This is a genomic window from Rossellomorea sp. FM04394, from assembly GCF_041889765.1.
Classification (GTDB): Bacteria; Bacillota; Bacilli; order Bacillales; family Bacillaceae_B; genus Rossellomorea; species Rossellomorea aquimaris_B.
Genome location: NZ_CP168654.1, coordinates 3424964 through 3442954, shown reverse-complemented (window position 1 = coordinate 3442954; position 17991 = coordinate 3424964). Strand labels below are relative to the sequence as shown.

The following is a 17991-nucleotide window of genomic DNA, read 5'->3' as shown; positions in this document are numbered from 1 at the left end:
TTAAGAGTAGCTATTCATATCCGTAACCCATTGGGACAAGTTTTCTTGATTGGTCGTAATATGGTTCGATAAGTCGGGTGAGGATATCCCGCTTTGACTGTACTGATAAATTTCCTGCAGGACAGGTTTTACGTTTTCATGAATATCAGCGTTAACCATCAATGACTTCACTAATCGTTCAACTTGCTCACATTCAGAAACCGAACCGCAGCAATCCGCACTGTGATTGCTTAAAATATCTGATAATAACTGCATTTGATTCTGTGAATTTAAAGGCATAGAGTACACCCTTTCATTTTCGTCTCTCAAAGATTTAAAGAAAACACGTACTTTTTCAGCCCTTCAAAATGACCAGACCCGAAAAAGGAATTCACTAATAGTGTGTGAATTCCTTTTTCAATTATGCGCACTTTTTGAGGGACGGACCTCTGAAGGTGTGGTGATTTGCTCTATTTTGGCTCTTGCACAGGACGGATAGTCATGGTATGTTTTTTTCGACAATAAAAAAAGAGGTGTCTACATGCGTTTACGTAATAAACCGTGGGCTTCTGAGAAAATCAGTGACCATCCACAGTATGTGGTGGCAGAACCCCAAGAGATAAAAGGTCAATGGAATAAAGAGTTCGGTAATGAAAATCCTATCCACATCGAGGTAGGAACAGGAAAAGGTCAATTTGTCACGGAAATGGCCAGAGCCAATCCGGACGTTAACTATATTGGAATCGAATTATATGAAAGCGTCATTGTAACAGCTCTTGATCGTTTAATCGAAGCTGAGCTTCCAAACGTAAAGCTGTTAAATGTCGATGCAAAGAATCTGACTGAATACTTCGCATCAGAAGAAGTAAGCAGAGTGTACTTGAACTTCTCTGATCCATGGCCTAAAAACCGTCATGAAAAACGCCGATTGACGTATAAGGACTTTTTGAAGCTCTATGAAGATGTGTTGATCAAGGGCGGAGAAATCCACTTTAAGACAGATAACCAAGGCCTATTCGAGTACTCATTAAAGAGCTTCTCATGGTACGGCCTGCATCTGAATTTCTTGAGCCTGGACCTTCACAACAGTGAGTTCGAAGGCAATATCATGACAGAATACGAAGAAAAGTTCTCAGCCAAAGGACAAAGAATCTACCGGGTTGAAGCACAATATCAAAATGAATAATTCAATGCTAAAACAGCTTTGCGATCTCGCAGGGCTGTTTTTTATATTAGGCTCTTTTCTAGGAGTCTTTTTATGTTTGTCTATCCGTGATTCGGCAGTCAGAATATAGAAGCATAGAGTGGAGCGGAAAGGAACGGTCCATGTTTAAAACTCAAATTCACTTTTTTGAAAGCTTTACAATTCCAGATGGTGAGACTCAGGCCATCCACCTATAAGTTGTCCATAAATTCTGATAAAATAAAAGGGTATGAACAAAGGAGGAGTCATAATGGAAACGATGAAAGTTGGAGATCTAACGATACACTGGCTGAATGGCGGCGTCACTCACATGGATGGGGGAGCTATGTTTGGAGTGGTTCCGAAGCCTCTTTGGTCAAAAAAATATGCTGTGAATGATTTGAATCAAATCGAATTACGAACCGATCCCCTCTTTTTCCAATGGGCAGGCAAGAACGTATTAATTGAATCCGGTATTGGTAAAGGGAAGCTGAATGATAAACAAAAGCGCAACTATGGAGTGCACGAAGAGTCGGATATCGAAGCCTCCCTGGAAGCTCTGGGCTTGACGCCGGATGATATTGATGTGGTGCTGATGACTCACATGCATTTCGATCACGCATGCGGATTAACGAAATATGAGGGGGATGAGCTTGTATCTGTGTTCCCTAATGCAATCATTCACACCTCCCAGGTGGAATGGGATGAAATGAGAAATCCTAATATCCGTTCCCAAAATACATATTGGAAAGAAAATTGGGAAAGCATTCAATCTCAAGTTGAGACGTTCCAGGGAGAAAAGGAAGTCCTTCCTGGAATCACAATGGTGCATACAGGAGGTCACAGTGACGGGCATTCGATCATCCTTTTAGAGAAAGACGGAGAGAAGTTCATTCATATGGCTGATATCATGCCTACTCACGCACACAAAAATCCACTCTGGGTACTCGCTTACGATGACTATCCGATGACGTCCATTGATGCCAAAGAAAAGTGGATCAATCAAGCGATTGAAGGACAATACTGGTTCCTTTTCTATCATGATGCGGTGTATAGAGGGATAAAGTGGAATCGTGATGGAGAAGTCATCGACAAGGTGCTGAGGGGAAAATAAACGCAAAAAGAATGATCCCGGGACTGTAAGTAAGTTTCGGGATCATTCTTTTATATTAACCGTTCGTTCTTACCAGGCGGCTCGGCTTATCTATCCTAAAGGATAAACATCGATAACCGTCCCTGTATACGCATCGGCTAAAAACTCATATTGCTCAAGCTCCCCGTCTTTTCTTCTGGATACGCCACCTTTATAGACCTTCGTGGTGAGGGAGTGCTTTTGATAATCTTCAGGCTTCATCCCGATCCAGGAGCCATCGATGTTCCCTTCTTTTTTAAAAGATAGTTTAACGTCCTTTAATACTTTTTCTGCAGAAACGAAGCTTGAGTCATCCAATTTTTCTTTAATGAAGTATCCGCCAACTGCTCCGATTCCGATTCCAATCATGAAAGATTTCCAGTTCATCGTTTATTCCCTCCACAAACATTGAGTATTTGAAATGTTTCTCTGACAAGGTAAGGGGGGGTTGATCAAACATCCCATCCGTTCTCAGGGGATCTGCGCCACCCTTTGCCATTCTCGATTATTTTCCATCTATAGGTACATTCTATCAAAGAAATAATAAAAAAGAGAACTGCTTTTCTTCTCAATTGGTGGTAAGACGTTCGAAAGTTCTGTAAAATAAGATTATACATAAAGTAGATTTTATATAAAAGGGGCATATGACATGAAACAAGATACGTTGGAACTATTTAAAACATTGACTGAATTGCCTGGAGCACCTGGTAATGAGCATGCGGTACGTAAGTTTATGAAAGAACAATTATCCAGGTACTCAGATGATATTGTGCAGGATCGTTTGGGTGGAGTGTTTGGAGTGAAAAAAGGCAACGGCCAGGACCCTGTTGTCATGGTTGCGGGACATATGGATGAAGTAGGTTTTATGGTCACGTCCATTACGGATAATGGAATGATCCGTTTTCAAACCCTTGGCGGCTGGTGGAGTCAGGTACTGCTTGCCCAGCGTGTTCAAATCATTACGGCTAACGGCCCTATTACGGGTGTGATCGGAAGTATTCCCCCTCACTTGCTGGGAGAAGAACAACGCAGAAAGCCAATGGATATCAAGAATATGCTCATTGATATCGGTGCCGATGACCGGGATGATGCACTTGAAATCGGGATTAAGCCAGGGCAGCAAATTGTTCCGATTTGTCCATTTACCCCTATGGCGAATGAGAAAAAGATTCTTGCGAAAGCCTGGGATAACCGTTATGGGTGTGGATTGTCCATTGAGTTATTAAAGGAGCTTCAGGGAGTATCTCTTCCAAACACGCTTTATTCCGGAGCTACCGTTCAAGAAGAAGTAGGATTGCGCGGTGCTCAGACAGCGGCCAATATGATTAATCCCGATATCTTTTTTGCCCTGGATGCGAGTCCCGCAAATGATATGTCTGGGGACAAAAATGAATTCGGCCAATTAGGAAAAGGCGCACTCCTTCGCATCCTTGACCGTTCAATGGTAACACACAGAGGCATTAGGGAATTCGTCCTCGATACAGCTGAATCAAATGATATTCCTTATCAGTATTTTGTTTCACAGGGTGGAACAGATGCAGGAAGAGTCCATATGTCGAATGAAGGGGTCCCAAGTGCAGTTGTTGGTATCTGCTCAAGATATATTCACACTCATGCATCCATGATTCATGTAGATGATTACGCCGCTGCGAAAGAACTGATTGTAAAATTAGTGAAGCAATGTGATCGTTCTACAATCGAATCGATCAAATCGAATTCATAAGTAACCCTTCTAAAAAAATATACAAAAAGGCTGTCTCATTCAGGTACTTCTTGAGACAGTCTTTTTATAGAGAGAAAAAGAGTGCATCATCACGGTGTCTCTTATATAGAAATGAGGTATTAATTTGTTAAAAGTAGCAATAGGAACAACCAATCCTGCAAAGGTACAAGCCATTCAAAAGGCATTCAACGAACAATACGGGGACGTAATGTTCGAATGTCTCAAAACAGAGTCTCATGTAAGCGAACAGCCTTTTTCTGATCAAGAGACGATCGAAGGTGCACTCAATCGGGCGAAGAACGTCTTACGTGCATCAGATAGTGAGATTGGAATTGGTCTTGAAGGAGGGGTGACGGAATCACTATATGGAATGTTTGTCTGTAATTGGGGTGCTCTTGTGGATCGCAGTGGAAACGAAATCATCGGGGGAGGTGCCAGGATCTCCTTGCCTAAAGAAATCAGCAGCCAGTTAAAGGCTGGGAAAGAGCTGGGACCCTTAATGGACGAGTATACCCAAAAGTCTGGAACGAGGAAAAAAGAAGGTGCAATGGGAGTATTTACTAATGGCCTTATTACAAGAGAGGCTATGTTCCTTCATGTTGTTCAGCTGTTGATAGGTCAGTGGCAGTTCAGAAATAAGGTGCAGGGAAATAATCCATCATACTTTTACCTATAAAGGGTACTTGGCCCATACCAAATCTATCACCCCCTCATAGTATGGAGTATATCAGACTTTATTCTATCTGATAAATTCTTTCTAAGGAGGTTAGAATTTATGGGATGCCATTATTGCAATGACCGAGTCGGAGGACGTCGCGATGACCGTCGCGATGACCGTCGTGATGACAGAAGATGCTGTGACTGGGATAATTTCTTATTTGGTGACAGAAGAAGATGCAACCTATTTGGAGACGACGATAATCGTCGTAGAAGATGTCGCAGAAGAAGAGACGACGATGTTTTAGGGGCTGAAGATAACCGCAGAAGAAGACGTAAAAGAAAATGTGGCTGTGACTTTTTCTAATAGTTGAAACGGGACTCCGTGTTGAAGCGGAGTTCCTTTTTTATTTCATCAATATCTTTGGTACGATACAAGCTTTAAACGATACAAAAAACCCTCTGAAACCATTCAGAGGGTTAAAGTCAATTATTTTACACCTTTCATATATGCCTGAATCTTAGGTGAGAGCAGGAATAGTGCAATACTCAATACGATTGCCATACCTCCGATTGCGCCGAAGTAAAGCGTTTCTGTTTCAGGTGTATAGAAACGTACAAGCTGTGCATTCAATGCCTGTGCAGCAGCAGAAGCCAAGAACCAAAGGCTCATTGTTTGAGCAGAGAAGGCTTCAGGAGCAAGCTTCGTTGTGGCAGAAAGACCGACTGGTGATAAGCATAGCTCACCAAGTACAACGATGAGGTAGCTAAGCACGAGCCATAATGGACTTACTAGTGAATCTTCTCCTCCGAAGTATGCAGGTAATAGAATCACTAAGAATGATAAACCGGCAAACAATAGCCCGAATGAAAATTTCTTCGGAATCGATGGTTGACGATCACCGAGTTTCACCCACATCCATGCAAATACTGGAGCTAATAGAATAATAAATAACGGATTCAATGATTGGAACCAGGCTGGTGAAATGCTGATTCCCATGAATTCAAGGTCGGTTCTCTTATCAGCGTAAACTGCAAGGATGGTTGACCCTTGTTCTTGAATCGCCCAGAACATAACCGCTGCAATGAATAATGGAATATAAGCGATGACTCTTGAACGTTCAGTTTCTGTTGTTTTCGGACTATAATACATCACGATGAAGTAAATGGTTGGTACGACGATACCGAAGATCCCTACTAAATTGATGAATACGTTTAATGTAAATAGGCCTGCTGGAATCGTAACACCTAAAATGATGGCAAGACCGACAACGACTAAACCTACGATTAAACCATACTTTTTCTTTTCAGCCGGTGCAAGTGGATTTGGAACATACGTACCCGCAAGACCAAGATTCTTTTTCTTTGTCGCCATAAAGACAACAAGACCTAAGAACATACCGATGGCTGCAACCGCGAATCCCCAATGGAATCCTTTTGTTTCCATAAGCTTACCGACAATCAGTGGAGCAATGAATGCACCCAGGTTGATACCCATATAGAAAATACTGAAAGCTGCATCGCGTCGAGTATCACTTTCGCTATACATTTCACCGACAACCGTTGATACGTTCGGTTTTAATAACCCTGTTCCGATAACAATCAATACCATCGAAACAAAGAACATGGCTAAACTTCCTGGAAATGATAAAGCAATATGACCAAACATGATGAATATTCCACCGTAGAAGACGGCTTTCGAAGTTCCGAATATTCTATCTGCCAGCCAGCCTCCGATTACTCCGGACATATATACAAGTGAACCATAAATCGACATGATTGCTAAAGCTGTGTTTTGCTCAAGGCCCAGTCCGCCTTTTGAAACCTCATAGTACATGTAGAATACGAGGATGGCACGCATTCCGTAATAGGAAAAGCGCTCCCAAAATTCGGTGAAGAATAAAGTGAATAATCCCTTTGGATGTCCAAAGAAACCTTTTTGAGGGACACTATCCACAATTTTCTGTTTATTCATTGATGACATGTTACTACCTCCCTTATTCTTTTACTATAATATTTTAATATTTTCATAAAGTCAAAAAAAGTTTATAAATTGTTAATAGTAACATAAAATGTCTTTAGATTTCCAATATTAAGTTATTTTTAAATAGTAAAAAAGTTCTGTTATGTAGAAACTGTGACAGGATAAAAGGCTTGCAGTCCAAGGTGGACTGCAAGCCTTCTATTGCTTACTTGATGTGTTTATTCGGTTTCAAAAATATACGATAACGTCTTTATCGCTTGATCTATGTTTGTCACGGTAACACTTGCCTTATTGGAAAGCTCTTTTAGCGGATGATGCAGTCCTTCAGGACGAATAAGGATAAGGGGCTTTCCAAGTGTGATGGCGGTGCTCGCATCCATTGCGGTATTCCACTGTTTGTATTTTTCTCCAAACAAGGCAATCACTACATCGGCCTTTTTCATCAATAACTCTGTTCGAAGATTGTTAATACTCGAAGCTGCCTCATCGCGGAGTATTTTATTTGGTTGTTCACCAAGAATTTCTTCTCCGATCGCATCGGAACGTTCGTGATTTTCCATCGGTCCTACGAAAGATAGAGGGAGATGAAGCTTATCTGCTTTCTCTTTAAGATCGTTTCTCCAGGAACTATGTATTTCTCCTGCTAGGTAAACTGTGAATTCCATGGTTTTCAGCCTCCTGTTTTTAGTCATTTTATCATAAATACCCTATGTGAGTTAAAAATAACCTGTTTTCCCATTAAAAAGGCTGCCTTTCTTGTTGGAAGGGTTGTCAGGTGGTACTTTGTGAGGGTATCATAAGCGTAGGTCCTAAGCATGAAAGGGAGGATAAGTATAGGATGAAAATCATACACTCAGTCATTTTCTTTATCCTTGTGCTTATTTTAGCCGGATGCAACACGACAATCGATAAAGAAAAAGAACAAACAGCCAAAGTGGTGGAGAACACCTTGAGCTCAAAAGAGTCAGCCAAAGAAGAGGCTGGAAACATTCGCTTTTATCTCCCATTTGGAGCAAAAATAGAAAAAGAATCTCCCAATAATATCATTATTTCAAAAAGCTCTGATACTTTTATACTTTTTACTAACCCTCAAGAACAGAAGGATAGTGAACTTCTATATAAAATGGCCATTAGTGACAACAAGAATCTCGTGAAACATGGGACTTTTAAAGAGAACAATCGCTTAGGATACTATGTCATTAAGGACCTGCCCGATACGGAAGAATACGAACTGATTGTTGGAGTGGGTGGAACGAAGGTAACAACGCAAGCGGGGATGGATGATTTAGCAGATCATGCAGAAATGATGATGAAAATGGCAGCTTCAGTTAAACATGAATCATAACGATACAGACCGATTTTCTACTTAGGTGGAAAATCGGTTTTTTTTATTTTTTTATACTGGGTAAGCTATCACAATAACAACAGGAAATTCCATGAGCAATTAAAGTAATATATATAGACAAAACAAACAAGTGTCTTTACACTAGTAAAAGTAGATTCATTAACACAGAGGAGAGGACTCATAGTGAGAGAATTCTTAAAGCGAAAAGGCATTTCATTATCCGCAAAGGTTTATTTCATAGATGCGTTAAGTTATATGGCTTTAGGGCTGTTCAGTTCGTTGATCATCGGATTAATCATTAAGACGATTGGGGAACAGTTTCCAATTTCCCCAGGATTAAGTGAATTTTTCATTGAGATGGGCGGTCTGGCAATCAGCTTGATGGGTCCTGCCATTGGAGTGGCGATTGCCTTTGGTCTCGGGGCTCCACCCCTTGTCCTGTTTGCTGCCGTGGTAACGGGAGCAGCGGGAGCCAGCTTAGGTGGACCAGCGGGAGCTTATGTAGCAGCTGTCATATCCACGGAAATCGGCAAGCTTGTCAGCAAAACGACGAAAGTGGATATCATCGTCACTCCATTCGCCACCATCCTGGCCGGATTCACAACCGCTTATTTTATCGGACCGGGAATCGCCGATTTTATGAGCATGTTCGGAAGCTGGATCAGCTGGGCGACAGAGCAAAGACCGATCATCATGGGAATTTTGGTTGCCGCCCTCATGGGTCTTGCATTGACGGCCCCAATCTCAAGCGCAGCGATCGCCCTTATGCTTGAGTTGAACGGGGTGGCTGCCGGTGCTGCCACGATTGGGTGTGCTGCTCAAATGGTAGGCTTTGCTGTCATCAGCTATAGGGAGAATAAGGTGGGTGGATTGATTGCACAAGGAATCGGGACTTCCATGCTGCAAGTGCCCAATATTATCCGAAACCCCAGAATCCTTATTCCCCCGACCGTTGCAGGCATGATATTGGCACCCATAGGAACCACGATTTGGTTAATGGAAAACAATGCAGCCGGAGCCGGAATGGGGACAAGTGGCTTTGTTGGTCAAATCATGACGTTTAAAACAATGGGATTCAGCTGGGATGTAACCATGAAGGTCCTTCTGTTGCATTTTGTTGGACCTGCATTCATAAGCCTGTTAATATCTGAATATATGCGTAAACTAGGTTGGATCAAACCTAATCAAATGACGATTGAAACAGGGGGAAAATAAAATGCGTAAGCTTGAATCAGTGGAAGAGTTTCACCAGTTGAAAGAAAATGGGAAGCATGTATTTATGTTTTCAGCGGACTGGTGTCCGGATTGCCGGGTCATCGAGCCGTTCCTACCGGAAATCGAGAGCCAATATTCAGAGTACACATTCCTATATGTAGACCGGGATCAATTTATTGATCTGTGCATTGAATTGGATATCTTCGGAATCCCAAGCTTTCTGGCTTACGGAGACGGCCGTGAACTTGGACGATTTGTCAATAAGGACCGTAAAACAAAAGAACAAATCGAGAACTTCATGAACACATTATCTTCATAAAAGGATGAAACAGGGATCACCTTATTTTGGGATCCCTTTTCTTTTGCCTGAAATAAAACAGGTTCCTTTTGTATTCTAAGCATTTTCATGTAAAATGTTATAAGTGAATGATTCAACGATGAAAGTTTTGAATGGATACTTTCTATTATAATAGTACCACCAAAGGAGGATCAGATTTGGACATAAAAAAGCTAAAAGGTATACTCCAAGAACGATTAGAGAAACCGAATCGTACGTTTACATATGATCGAGATAAGGATTCATTGAGAATTGAGAACACCGATACGAAAAAGGGTATTAACGTCGCCCTGCCACCGATCGTATCCAAGTGGAAAGAAAACAATAAGTCCATTATCGATGAAGTGGTGTATTACGTGGAAGAAGCTTTAAATGTAATGGGTACTGGATCAGATCTTGGGAACAAAGAGAAAAAAGTGTTTCCAGTGATCCGTTCCACTTCATTTGCGACCGAATCCAATGAAGGGGTTGCACTCGTTACAGATGATCATACAGCTGAAACACGTATCTATTATGCTGTTGACCTGGGAAAAACGTACCGCCTATTAGATGAAAATATGCTAAAGGCTGAAGGATGGACTCACGAGCAAATGAAGGAAACCGCCTTATTCAATGTAAGAAGCTTGCCGACAGAAATGAAAAAGGATGAAGTAGCAGGAAACATCTTCTATTTTCTGAACAATAATGATGGATATGATGCAAGTCGAATTTTGAATGACGCTTTCTTAAAACAAGTTAGCAATGATGTTCAGGGTGAAATGACCGTATCAGTACCTCATCAGGATGTGCTGGTCATCGGGGATATTCGCAATGAAACAGGCTATGATGTCCTGGCTCAACTAACTATGAGCTTCTTTACAACAGGAAATGTACCAATTACTGCACTTTCCTTTGTATATGAAGAGGGAGAACTGGAGCCGATATTCATTCTGGCAAAAAATCGTAAAAAGGAAAGGGAGAAGAAATAATGAACGTATTTTATAACTTAGAAGGTATTGGTGATACCCTCATCGTTACTATGGATCCAGGGTTTGAAGGAGAAGTTCAGCATGAAAGAAAAGAAGATGCTGCACGTTTGTTTGATGAGAAAACAGGGAAGACACTTGGCTATAACCTATTCCATGCATCAAACTATATGGATTTAAGTGAAGTGGGACCGGTCGAAATGAATGATGAGAAGCTCCAATTGATCAATGAAGCCATCAAGAAGAACGGTTTCGATGAGGTATTGGAAGCAGATTTTTCGCCAAAGTTTGTGGTAGGTTACGTTTCTGAAAAAGAAAAGCATCCGAATGCTGACAAGCTGAATATTTGTACAGTGGACGTTGGCGATCAAACCCTGCAAATTGTGTGCGGTGCCCCTAACGTTGACAAAGGGCAAAAAGTCGTTGTTGCGAAAGTTGGCGCTGTCATGCCAAGTGGAATGGTCATCAAGGATGCAGAGCTTCGCGGAGTGGCATCATCAGGCATGATCTGTTCTGCCAAGGAGCTTGCGCTTCCAGATGCTCCACAAGAAAAAGGAATTCTCGTACTTGAAGATACTTACCAAGTAGGTCAACCATTCACAGCTTAAAAATGTATACCTGAGTCCGGAGTGTGGGCTCAGGTATTTTTGTTTTTATTAATGTTAAAGTTCGTACGATTGGGATAAATAGAAACTTGTATATGGTAAGTTATTTTAATTAGATTTATTACCGAGTTCTGGGAATATGTACAGATCATTCATAAGTTGATTGGAGCGGAAGGTGCTCGACTCCTGCGGGAGAAGCGGGACAGGTGAGACCCCGGAAGCGAAGCTGAGGAGGCTCACCGCCCGCCCCGCGGAAAGCGAGCACCTGGAGTGGAAATCAACCACTGCTCGCTCAGTAATAAATTTCCAAAAATAACCTTCCAAAACGTATTACATTCTCTTTACACCTATGTTTATTTCGACACAATCCCTTAACAATTCTCTTATTCTATCGAAATGACTCGAATTTTTCTCTTTAACTGATAAAATAAAAATAAGTATGAAAGAAAGAGTGATGTTTGTGAGCTGGATTAAAAAAATGTTTGGAAAATTATCAGATAATGATGAACAATTTGAAGAGTATTATGATGAAAAAAATGATGAAGTTCAGCATGTGGAACGTAAAAAGACTGAACGTAAAAATATAGTAGGGCCCAATCATTCACGTGATGTAGAAGCAAGGATGACGTATCAATATCCTAAAGGGAATTTTCGCTTTCCCCTCATATCGGATGGAGAAAATATGGACCGTCCACGAACGAATAGGAACCGTAGAAGTCAGGAGAAGGAAGCGCCGGTCAAGGAACAAAAGAATAAGAGCCTTAACCATCCTTCTAAAACTACAAAGTGGAAAGAAGAAAAACCAACGGCTACTGTCAAAATGAAGAAAACGCCTAAAGTAGAAAAAGGAAATAGCAGGCCCTTTACCCCAACGGAAATTCCGTCACCTATTTATGGTTTCAGAGGAAGACCAGTGAAGAAAGAAGAGCAAGTTGAATTCGAACTTAAGAAATTTTTACATAATGACGGAGAGAACAAAGAAGTAGTAATTGATCATGAAGCCCTAACTGTTGCAGAGGATTCAATCCCGATTGGAAAAGAATCACCAGCAATCGTCGAAACAGGGGCACCTGTTGTGAATTCAGAAAAACCATTACACAATGAACCAGTCGAAGTCATGACGAATGTAGAAGACGAACATCTTGAAGAAGATCAGACTGAAGATATTTTAATGGTAGAAGATGAAACGATCGATGAAACAACGCCGGTGAAGGAAACAGATCAAAAAGTGGAGCCTACTGAAGAAGTTTCACAGAGATCAAATGAACGTATTCCACTTATATCTGAAACGGAGCAAGAACCCAAAGAGCAACAAATAAAGCAGGGGCTTAACGACTCTGTGCAAGAAGAAGAGCCAGTCCACCAGCCTGTCTATTCTGCACGGGAAGAACAAGGGGTGGAACCCGCTCAAGCTGTTAATGAGATACCAGCTCAGGAACCCGTTGTACAAAATGAGCCTCCGACAGAGGAGAACCAGGCAGGGGAAGAGTCGGAATCGACATCTCCTCCACAAGCACCAAGGGAGGAAGAGCCCCGTCCTAGAAAGAGATCTCATCTTCCTTTTAACGTATTGATGCTAAACCAAGATAAGAGACAGTTGAATAAACGCAAAGGCCGAAGTGAAGCGACTCCCAGCAAGGAAAGTGAACGTCAAACCTTAACTCAGAGAGCAGGAGAAGAAGAGAAGATGGAACAGCCTGTAAAGGCAGAAAATCAAGAAATGGCGACTGAAGCAGCACCCATTCAGCATCCGGAAGAGAAACCATCTCAATCCGGCCCTGTTCAAGGAGAAGAAGCGGTAAAGAGCTATAGCGAATTAAGCTCTTCTTCTAAAAGGACAAGAGACTACGTCTTTCCTGAAATGGATTATCTGATGCCTCCTGTATCGAAGGAAATGAGCGAAGAATGGCTTGATTCGCAACGGATTTTACTGGACGAGACCCTTCATAATTTTAACGTAAGGGCCAAAGTAGTGAATGTCACACAAGGCCCGTCTGTCACGAGGTTCGAGGTTCAGCCGGAACCTGGCGTGAAGGTGAATAAAATTACCAATCTGTCAGATGATATCAAGCTTAGCCTGGCTGCTAGAGATATCCGGATGGAGGCCCCTATTCCAGGTAAGCATACGATTGGTATCGAAGTGCCTAACCGGGAAAGCCGGCCGGTCTGCATTAGTGAAGTGATCGCGAGTCCGGCTTTTCAAGAGCCATCTTCTCCTTTGACCGCTGCTCTTGGACTGGATATTTCCGGTCAGCCGATCGTGACTGATTTAAGCAAAATGCCACACGGACTCATTGCCGGTGCAACCGGATCGGGTAAAAGCGTATGTATCAACTCGATACTCGTGAGTCTTTTGTACAAAGCATCACCGGATGAATTAAAGATGCTCCTCATCGATCCGAAAATGGTGGAGCTTGCTCCCTATAACCGGATTCCTCACCTTGTCAGTCCGGTCATAACAGATGTGAAGGCGGCTACTGCAGCTCTTAAATGGGCTGTCGAGGAAATGGAAAGAAGATACGAATTATTTGCTCATACAGGTGTACGGGATATTAAACGCTTTAATGAACTGGCTAAACGGAATAAACAATACAGCGATATGCTTCCATATCTGGTCATTGTCATTGATGAGTTAGCTGACTTGATGATGATGTCGCCGGCAGATGTTGAAGAAGCCATATGCCGGATTGCCCAAAAGGCACGTGCCTGCGGGATTCATCTGATCATCGCGACTCAACGGCCTTCAGTCGACGTCATTACAGGCTTGATTAAAGCCAACGTACCGACACGGGTTGCGTTTTCCGTTTCATCAAGCGTCGATTCGAGAACGATCATTGATGGGAGCGGTGCTGAGCGGCTACTGGGTAAAGGAGATATGCTCTTCCTGGAAAATGGTTCATCGAAGCCGGTCCGCCTGCAGGGAACCTTCGTGTCCGACGACGAAATCGATGACATCATCAATCATGTAAGAGAGCAAAGAGAACCGGATTACCTCTTCCAACAGGATGAATTAATCAAGAAAGCGCAGGTTACCGAGGAAGAAGATGAATTGTTTTTAGAAGCATGTGAATTTGTCGTCGACCAGGGCGGGGCCTCTGCATCGGGCTTGCAGCGCAGATTCAGAATCGGCTATAACCGGGCGGCGAGATTGATGGAAATGATGGAGAGTAATGGAATCATTTCAGAGTCCAGAGGCAGTAAACCAAGGGATGTCCTGATTTCTGAAAGTGAATTGGAGACATTGGCATAGACTAGTAGAATCATTTAATACATGGTATTCTGTTTATATGTGTCCTTTTAGGATTCAGTAAACAGAATACCTATTTTTATGTAGGAAAAGCCATAAGGAGCTTTAATGATGAAAGAAATAGAATTGAAACTTCAAGGAAAACTCAACAGATTGACCAATCATACATTTAAGTTTGATGAAAGAATCAAGGATGGCTGGTTTTCAGCGGTTTATTTTTTGAAAACGAAGGAAATTGCCAAAAAGTATAAACCGGATGCCGTTGTCACCATGCAATTCTTCCAAAAGAATCATGCCGTTATTTGTGGAACGGATGAAGTCATTGCACTTCTACATAGTTTCGCTGATAATCCTCAAAATCTTGAGATTCACTCTTTAAAAGACGGGGATCAAATCTCACCGTTTGAAACGGTCCTGACAATCAAGGGTCGCTACCAGGATTTTGGCTATTTAGAAGGGATAATAGATGGTATCCTGGCAAGAAGAACATCAGTGGCGACGAGTGTCTATAATGTAATGAAAGCCGCCTCTATTTCAGGTAAACAAAAACCTGTCATCTTCATGGGTGATCGGGATGATCACTTTACTCAACAAGCAGGTGATGGTTATGCAGCCTTCATTGGTGGATCTACAGCCCAGGCTACCCATGCCATGAACGAATGGTGGGGAAAGAAGGGGATGGGGACGATGCCGCATGCCCTCATCCAATTATTCAATGGGGATATCGTAGAAGCCACTAAAGCTTATCAGGAAACATTTCCTGAAGACGAGCTCATCGCTCTTGTAGACTATAATAATGATGCCATCACAGACTCATTAAAGGTAGCACGGGAGTTTGGCCCTGAATTAAAAGGGGTAAGGGTAGATACATCACGAATGATGATCGATAAATACTTCCTCCGTAACCAACATGTGCTCGGCACATTTGACCCGCGGGGAGTAAACATGCAGCTCATTAATGCATTAAGACAGGCATTGGATGAAGAGGGGTACCATCACGTCAAGATTGTGGTGTCAGGTGGATTTAACGAAGATCGTATTCGCCAGTTTGAGGAAAATCAGGTTCCGGTCGATATGTATGGAGTGGGAAGCAGTCTTCTGAAAATCCATGTCGGTTTTACAGGAGATAATGTGGTGATCGATGGTTCTCCTGAAGCCAAAGCAGGCAGAAAACTCCGTCCAAACCCCCGCCTGGAAAAAGTAGAATTCGAATAGGTGAGAGGATGCAAGAACCAGATAGCCTTTTAAATCTAGAGCAATACAGACAAAAAAAGCAGCGAATGGCCGAGGACCATATAAAAGACCTCTATAGAACAGCATGCGAGTACGCTTTGAAAGAAACGAATATTAGAGAAAAGGTACGGGCCAAGATGATTTTCTCTAAACGTTTTCTTTTGCATGATGAGGCTCGTTTGGATAAAGAAACCAATAAGCTCTTTCAAGAATGGTTTTTGTTTGATTACAAAACCATCAAGGGGCAAACCCTGTTTTTGCAATTTCTTCAGTCCCATTCACTGCATGAATCCGTAAAACTGCTTGGTGCCATCATGCTGACAGCAGCGTGGGAACCCGTCACCATTGGGAAAATCGATACGAAGGGTGAAGAAGCTACTTTTACATGTCACAATCTCATTCAGGATGAAAAAAGTTCTGTTAAAACAAGCCTAAATTGTGAAGAAATGGGAATTGTTGAGAATGGTGTCTATTTCATGAGGAAAGTCCCGTTAGTGACTCACCAATGGATCTTAGGTCCCGTTTTCCCCGTCAAATCAGAGGGGATTTTATCAGATATGAAAAATCATTATGGTCAAATGAATCAAAAAACTGGGGTATTATGGAGAACGTATTTAAAAGAAGAAGCACCGAACTTCATTCTACACAGTCTTTCGTAGCTTGTGCATGGTCAGGGATTTTAAAAAATGATATAATGTTTCAAGTTGAAGAAAGTTCGCTTTCTTCTATACTCAATATCAAAAGCTTAAGACCGATAGCAAAATAATATTCATTTCATATAATGCTTTTAGATAGACGATTGTTGGAGGTTCTATTATGACTATATATCATTTCGTAGGAATTAAGGGGTCGGGCATGAGTGCATTAGCCCAAATACTCCACGATATGGACTACGAGGTCCAAGGATCTGACGTAGATAAATATTTCTTTACTCAGAAGGCACTGGATGAATCAAATATAAAAATTCTTCCTTTCCAAAAAGAAAACATTGGAGGGGATATGCATGTGATCGCAGGAAATGCCTTTCCTGATACACATGAAGAAATTCAGGCAGCTGTCGAGCAAGGGTTACCCCTCACTAGATATCATAAATTTCTTGGAGACTTCATGCAGAAATTTACAAGTGTAGCGGTAACCGGTGCACACGGAAAAACGTCTACAACAGGATTGTTGGCACATGTCATCAGTGGCGCAAAGCCAACATCCTTCCTGATCGGGGATGGAACTGGGAAAGGGGAAGTGGATGCTCAATACTTTGTTTTTGAAGCGTGCGAATATCGCCGCCACTTCCTGTCTTATTTCCCTGACTATGCCATCATGACGAACATTGACTTCGATCATCCCGATTATTTTGCCAATGTGGATGACGTTTTCTCTGCCTTCCAGGAGATGGCGATGCAAGTGAAAAAAGGAATCATCGCATGTGGAGATGACGAACAGCTACAGAAAATCCAGGCTCAAGTACCAGTCGTATTTTACGGCTTCGCTGAGGAGAATGACTTCCAGGCGAGAAACGTATCACGGGACAGAAGCGGAACAACATTCGATGTGTTTGTGCGTAATGAATTTTATGCAACATTTAAAATCCCTACCTTCGGGGATCATAATATCTTGAATGCTTTATCCGTCATTGCCATCTGTCATTACGAAGAGCTGGATACAGCCATCGTTCAAGAGAGATTAAGCTCATTTAAAGGAGTAAAACGCCGCTTTTCTGAAAAAGAAGTAGGCACTCAAATCCTGATTGATGATTATGCTCATCACCCGACTGAAATCAAAGCGACCGTGGACTCTGCAAGACAGAAATATCCAGAAAAAGAAATCATTGCTGTCTTCCAGCCTCACACATTTACACGTACGCAAACCTTCCTTTCAGAGTTTGCAGAAACCCTGAGTCTCGCAGACAAAGTGTACTTATGTGAAATCTTCGGTTCCGCAAGGGAAAATCATGGAAAACTTTCGATCAACGATCTTGGAAGCAAAATTGAAGGATGCGGAATTATAGATGAACAAGATACGACTGCCTTACTCAAACATGAAAACGCAGTGCTGATTTTCATGGGAGCAGGAGACGTACAAAAGTTCCAACAAGCGTATGAAAAAACGCTGGAGGAACAGGTAGCAGAAAATTAATGTGAAAAAACCGGTTCTTATGTGAGCCGGTTTTTTCTGTTTTAACAGGAGGGTAGTTGTGGTGGTTTGGGTTTGACAGTTGAAATGGTGGGGGAAATTTAACTGTTGAAAAAATCGGTATTTTTGACAGGTAAATAATAGTTAGAATTTAACAGGCGAAGATTCGATGAGATTTAACAGGTGAATAAATGCTTTAATTCAACAGGCAAATAATTGATGAGATTCAACAGGCGAATAATTGCTTAAATTCAGC

Annotated in this window: 18 protein-coding genes; 14 read left to right on the top strand and 4 right to left on the bottom strand. The window is 41.9% G+C overall.

The features are described from left to right. A complete protein-coding gene (locus tag ACCB35_RS17330; protein WP_044340299.1) occupies positions 1-279 on the bottom strand; it encodes a YtzH-like family protein in 279 nt (92 codons plus the stop codon). Between the two features lie 241 nt (positions 280-520). Between ACCB35_RS17330 and trmB the strand changes: the two genes are divergently transcribed. Then, entirely contained in the window at positions 521-1165 is a 645-nt protein-coding gene (gene trmB, locus ACCB35_RS17325; RefSeq protein WP_374054658.1) for a tRNA (guanosine(46)-N7)-methyltransferase TrmB, read from the top strand. A 268-nt stretch (positions 1166-1433) separates the two neighbouring features. Then, positions 1434-2276, top strand: coding sequence for an MBL fold metallo-hydrolase (locus tag ACCB35_RS17320; RefSeq protein ID WP_374054657.1), 843 nt, complete (start codon positions 1434-1436; stop codon positions 2274-2276). Positions 2277-2366: 90 nt separating this feature from the next. Here the strand turns inward: ACCB35_RS17320 and ACCB35_RS17315 are convergent, their stop codons facing one another. Then, complete coding sequence (locus ACCB35_RS17315) at positions 2367-2681, bottom strand: PepSY domain-containing protein (RefSeq protein WP_374054656.1); 315 nt, start codon at positions 2679-2681, stop codon at positions 2367-2369. Positions 2682-2943: 262 nt separating this feature from the next. Between ACCB35_RS17315 and ACCB35_RS17310 the strand changes: the two genes are divergently transcribed. The 3 genes from ACCB35_RS17310 (at position 2944) to ACCB35_RS17300 (ending at position 4982) form a co-directional block, all read left to right on the top strand. Next, a complete protein-coding gene (locus ACCB35_RS17310; protein WP_044340295.1) occupies positions 2944-4017 on the top strand; it encodes a M42 family metallopeptidase in 1074 nt (357 codons plus the stop codon). Between the two features lie 124 nt (positions 4018-4141). Further along, on the top strand, positions 4142-4693 hold the full coding sequence (locus tag ACCB35_RS17305; RefSeq protein ID WP_374054655.1) for a DUF84 family protein: 552 nt from the start codon (positions 4142-4144) through the stop codon (positions 4691-4693). A 118-nt stretch (positions 4694-4811) separates the two neighbouring features. Next, positions 4812-4982, top strand: a complete 171-nt coding sequence (locus ACCB35_RS17300; RefSeq protein ID WP_374054654.1) for a hypothetical protein — start codon at positions 4812-4814, stop codon at positions 4980-4982. 182 nt (positions 4983-5164) lie between these two features. Here the strand turns inward: ACCB35_RS17300 and ACCB35_RS17295 are convergent, their stop codons facing one another. Both ACCB35_RS17295 and ACCB35_RS17290 read right to left on the bottom strand, forming a co-directional pair. Then, complete coding sequence (locus ACCB35_RS17295) at positions 5165-6658, bottom strand: peptide MFS transporter (RefSeq protein WP_374054653.1); 1494 nt, start codon at positions 6656-6658, stop codon at positions 5165-5167. A gap of 218 nt (positions 6659-6876) precedes the next feature. Then, entirely contained in the window at positions 6877-7323 is a 447-nt protein-coding gene (locus tag ACCB35_RS17290; protein WP_374054652.1) for a YtoQ family protein, read from the bottom strand. 173 nt (positions 7324-7496) lie between these two features. Between ACCB35_RS17290 and ACCB35_RS17285 the strand changes: the two genes are divergently transcribed. From ACCB35_RS17285 to murC, 9 genes are all read left to right on the top strand, one after another. Continuing rightward, positions 7497-8003, top strand: coding sequence for a hypothetical protein (locus ACCB35_RS17285; RefSeq protein ID WP_044340701.1), 507 nt, complete (start codon positions 7497-7499; stop codon positions 8001-8003). A gap of 183 nt (positions 8004-8186) precedes the next feature. Further along, a complete protein-coding gene (locus ACCB35_RS17280) occupies positions 8187-9218 on the top strand; it encodes a PTS transporter subunit IIC (protein WP_044340700.1) in 1032 nt (343 codons plus the stop codon). Between the two features lies 1 nt (position 9219). Beyond that, positions 9220-9537 carry a thioredoxin family protein gene (locus tag ACCB35_RS17275; protein WP_374054651.1) on the top strand — a complete coding sequence of 106 codons (318 nt, stop codon included), beginning with the start codon at positions 9220-9222 and terminating at the stop codon, positions 9535-9537. A 176-nt stretch (positions 9538-9713) separates the two neighbouring features. Then, positions 9714-10523, top strand: a complete 810-nt coding sequence (locus ACCB35_RS17270; RefSeq protein WP_374054650.1) for a DUF1444 domain-containing protein — start codon at positions 9714-9716, stop codon at positions 10521-10523. Next, entirely contained in the window at positions 10523-11128 is a 606-nt protein-coding gene (gene ytpR / locus ACCB35_RS17265; RefSeq protein WP_374054649.1) for a YtpR family tRNA-binding protein, read from the top strand. The genes ACCB35_RS17270 and ytpR overlap by 1 nt, the downstream gene beginning before the upstream one ends. Before the next feature lie 457 nt (positions 11129-11585). Next, positions 11586-14375 carry a DNA translocase FtsK gene (locus ACCB35_RS17260; RefSeq protein WP_374054648.1) on the top strand — a complete coding sequence of 930 codons (2790 nt, stop codon included), beginning with the start codon at positions 11586-11588 and terminating at the stop codon, positions 14373-14375. Between the two features lie 108 nt (positions 14376-14483). Next, complete coding sequence (locus ACCB35_RS17255) at positions 14484-15587, top strand: nicotinate phosphoribosyltransferase (RefSeq protein WP_044340696.1); 1104 nt, start codon at positions 14484-14486, stop codon at positions 15585-15587. Between the two features lie 8 nt (positions 15588-15595). Further along, complete coding sequence (locus ACCB35_RS17250) at positions 15596-16264, top strand: hypothetical protein (protein ID WP_374054647.1); 669 nt, start codon at positions 15596-15598, stop codon at positions 16262-16264. A gap of 157 nt (positions 16265-16421) precedes the next feature. Continuing rightward, on the top strand, positions 16422-17738 hold the full coding sequence (murC, locus tag ACCB35_RS17245) for a UDP-N-acetylmuramate--L-alanine ligase (protein WP_374054646.1): 1317 nt from the start codon (positions 16422-16424) through the stop codon (positions 17736-17738). The last annotated feature ends 253 nt before the right edge of the window (positions 17739-17991 follow it).

Coding starts and splice junctions, on each gene's coding strand:
- ACCB35_RS17330 (WP_044340299.1), bottom strand. CDS start 279: ATGCCTTTAAATTCACAGAATCAAATGCAGTTATTATCAGATATTTTA.
- trmB (WP_374054658.1), top strand. CDS start 521: ATGCGTTTACGTAATAAACCGTGGGCTTCTGAGAAAATCAGTGACCAT.
- ACCB35_RS17320 (WP_374054657.1), top strand. CDS start 1,434: ATGGAAACGATGAAAGTTGGAGATCTAACGATACACTGGCTGAATGGC.
- ACCB35_RS17315 (WP_374054656.1), bottom strand. CDS start 2,681: ATGAACTGGAAATCTTTCATGATTGGAATCGGAATCGGAGCAGTTGGC.
- ACCB35_RS17310 (WP_044340295.1), top strand. CDS start 2,944: ATGAAACAAGATACGTTGGAACTATTTAAAACATTGACTGAATTGCCT.
- ACCB35_RS17300 (WP_374054654.1), top strand. CDS start 4,812: ATGACCGAGTCGGAGGACGTCGCGATGACCGTCGCGATGACCGTCGTG.
- ACCB35_RS17295 (WP_374054653.1), bottom strand. CDS start 6,658: ATGTCATCAATGAATAAACAGAAAATTGTGGATAGTGTCCCTCAAAAA.
- ACCB35_RS17290 (WP_374054652.1), bottom strand. CDS start 7,323: ATGGAATTCACAGTTTACCTAGCAGGAGAAATACATAGTTCCTGGAGA.
- ACCB35_RS17285 (WP_044340701.1), top strand. CDS start 7,497: ATGAAAATCATACACTCAGTCATTTTCTTTATCCTTGTGCTTATTTTA.
- ACCB35_RS17275 (WP_374054651.1), top strand. CDS start 9,220: ATGCGTAAGCTTGAATCAGTGGAAGAGTTTCACCAGTTGAAAGAAAAT.
- ytpR (WP_374054649.1), top strand. CDS start 10,523: ATGAACGTATTTTATAACTTAGAAGGTATTGGTGATACCCTCATCGTT.
- ACCB35_RS17255 (WP_044340696.1), top strand. CDS start 14,484: ATGAAAGAAATAGAATTGAAACTTCAAGGAAAACTCAACAGATTGACC.
- ACCB35_RS17250 (WP_374054647.1), top strand. CDS start 15,596: ATGCAAGAACCAGATAGCCTTTTAAATCTAGAGCAATACAGACAAAAA.
- murC (WP_374054646.1), top strand. CDS start 16,422: ATGACTATATATCATTTCGTAGGAATTAAGGGGTCGGGCATGAGTGCA.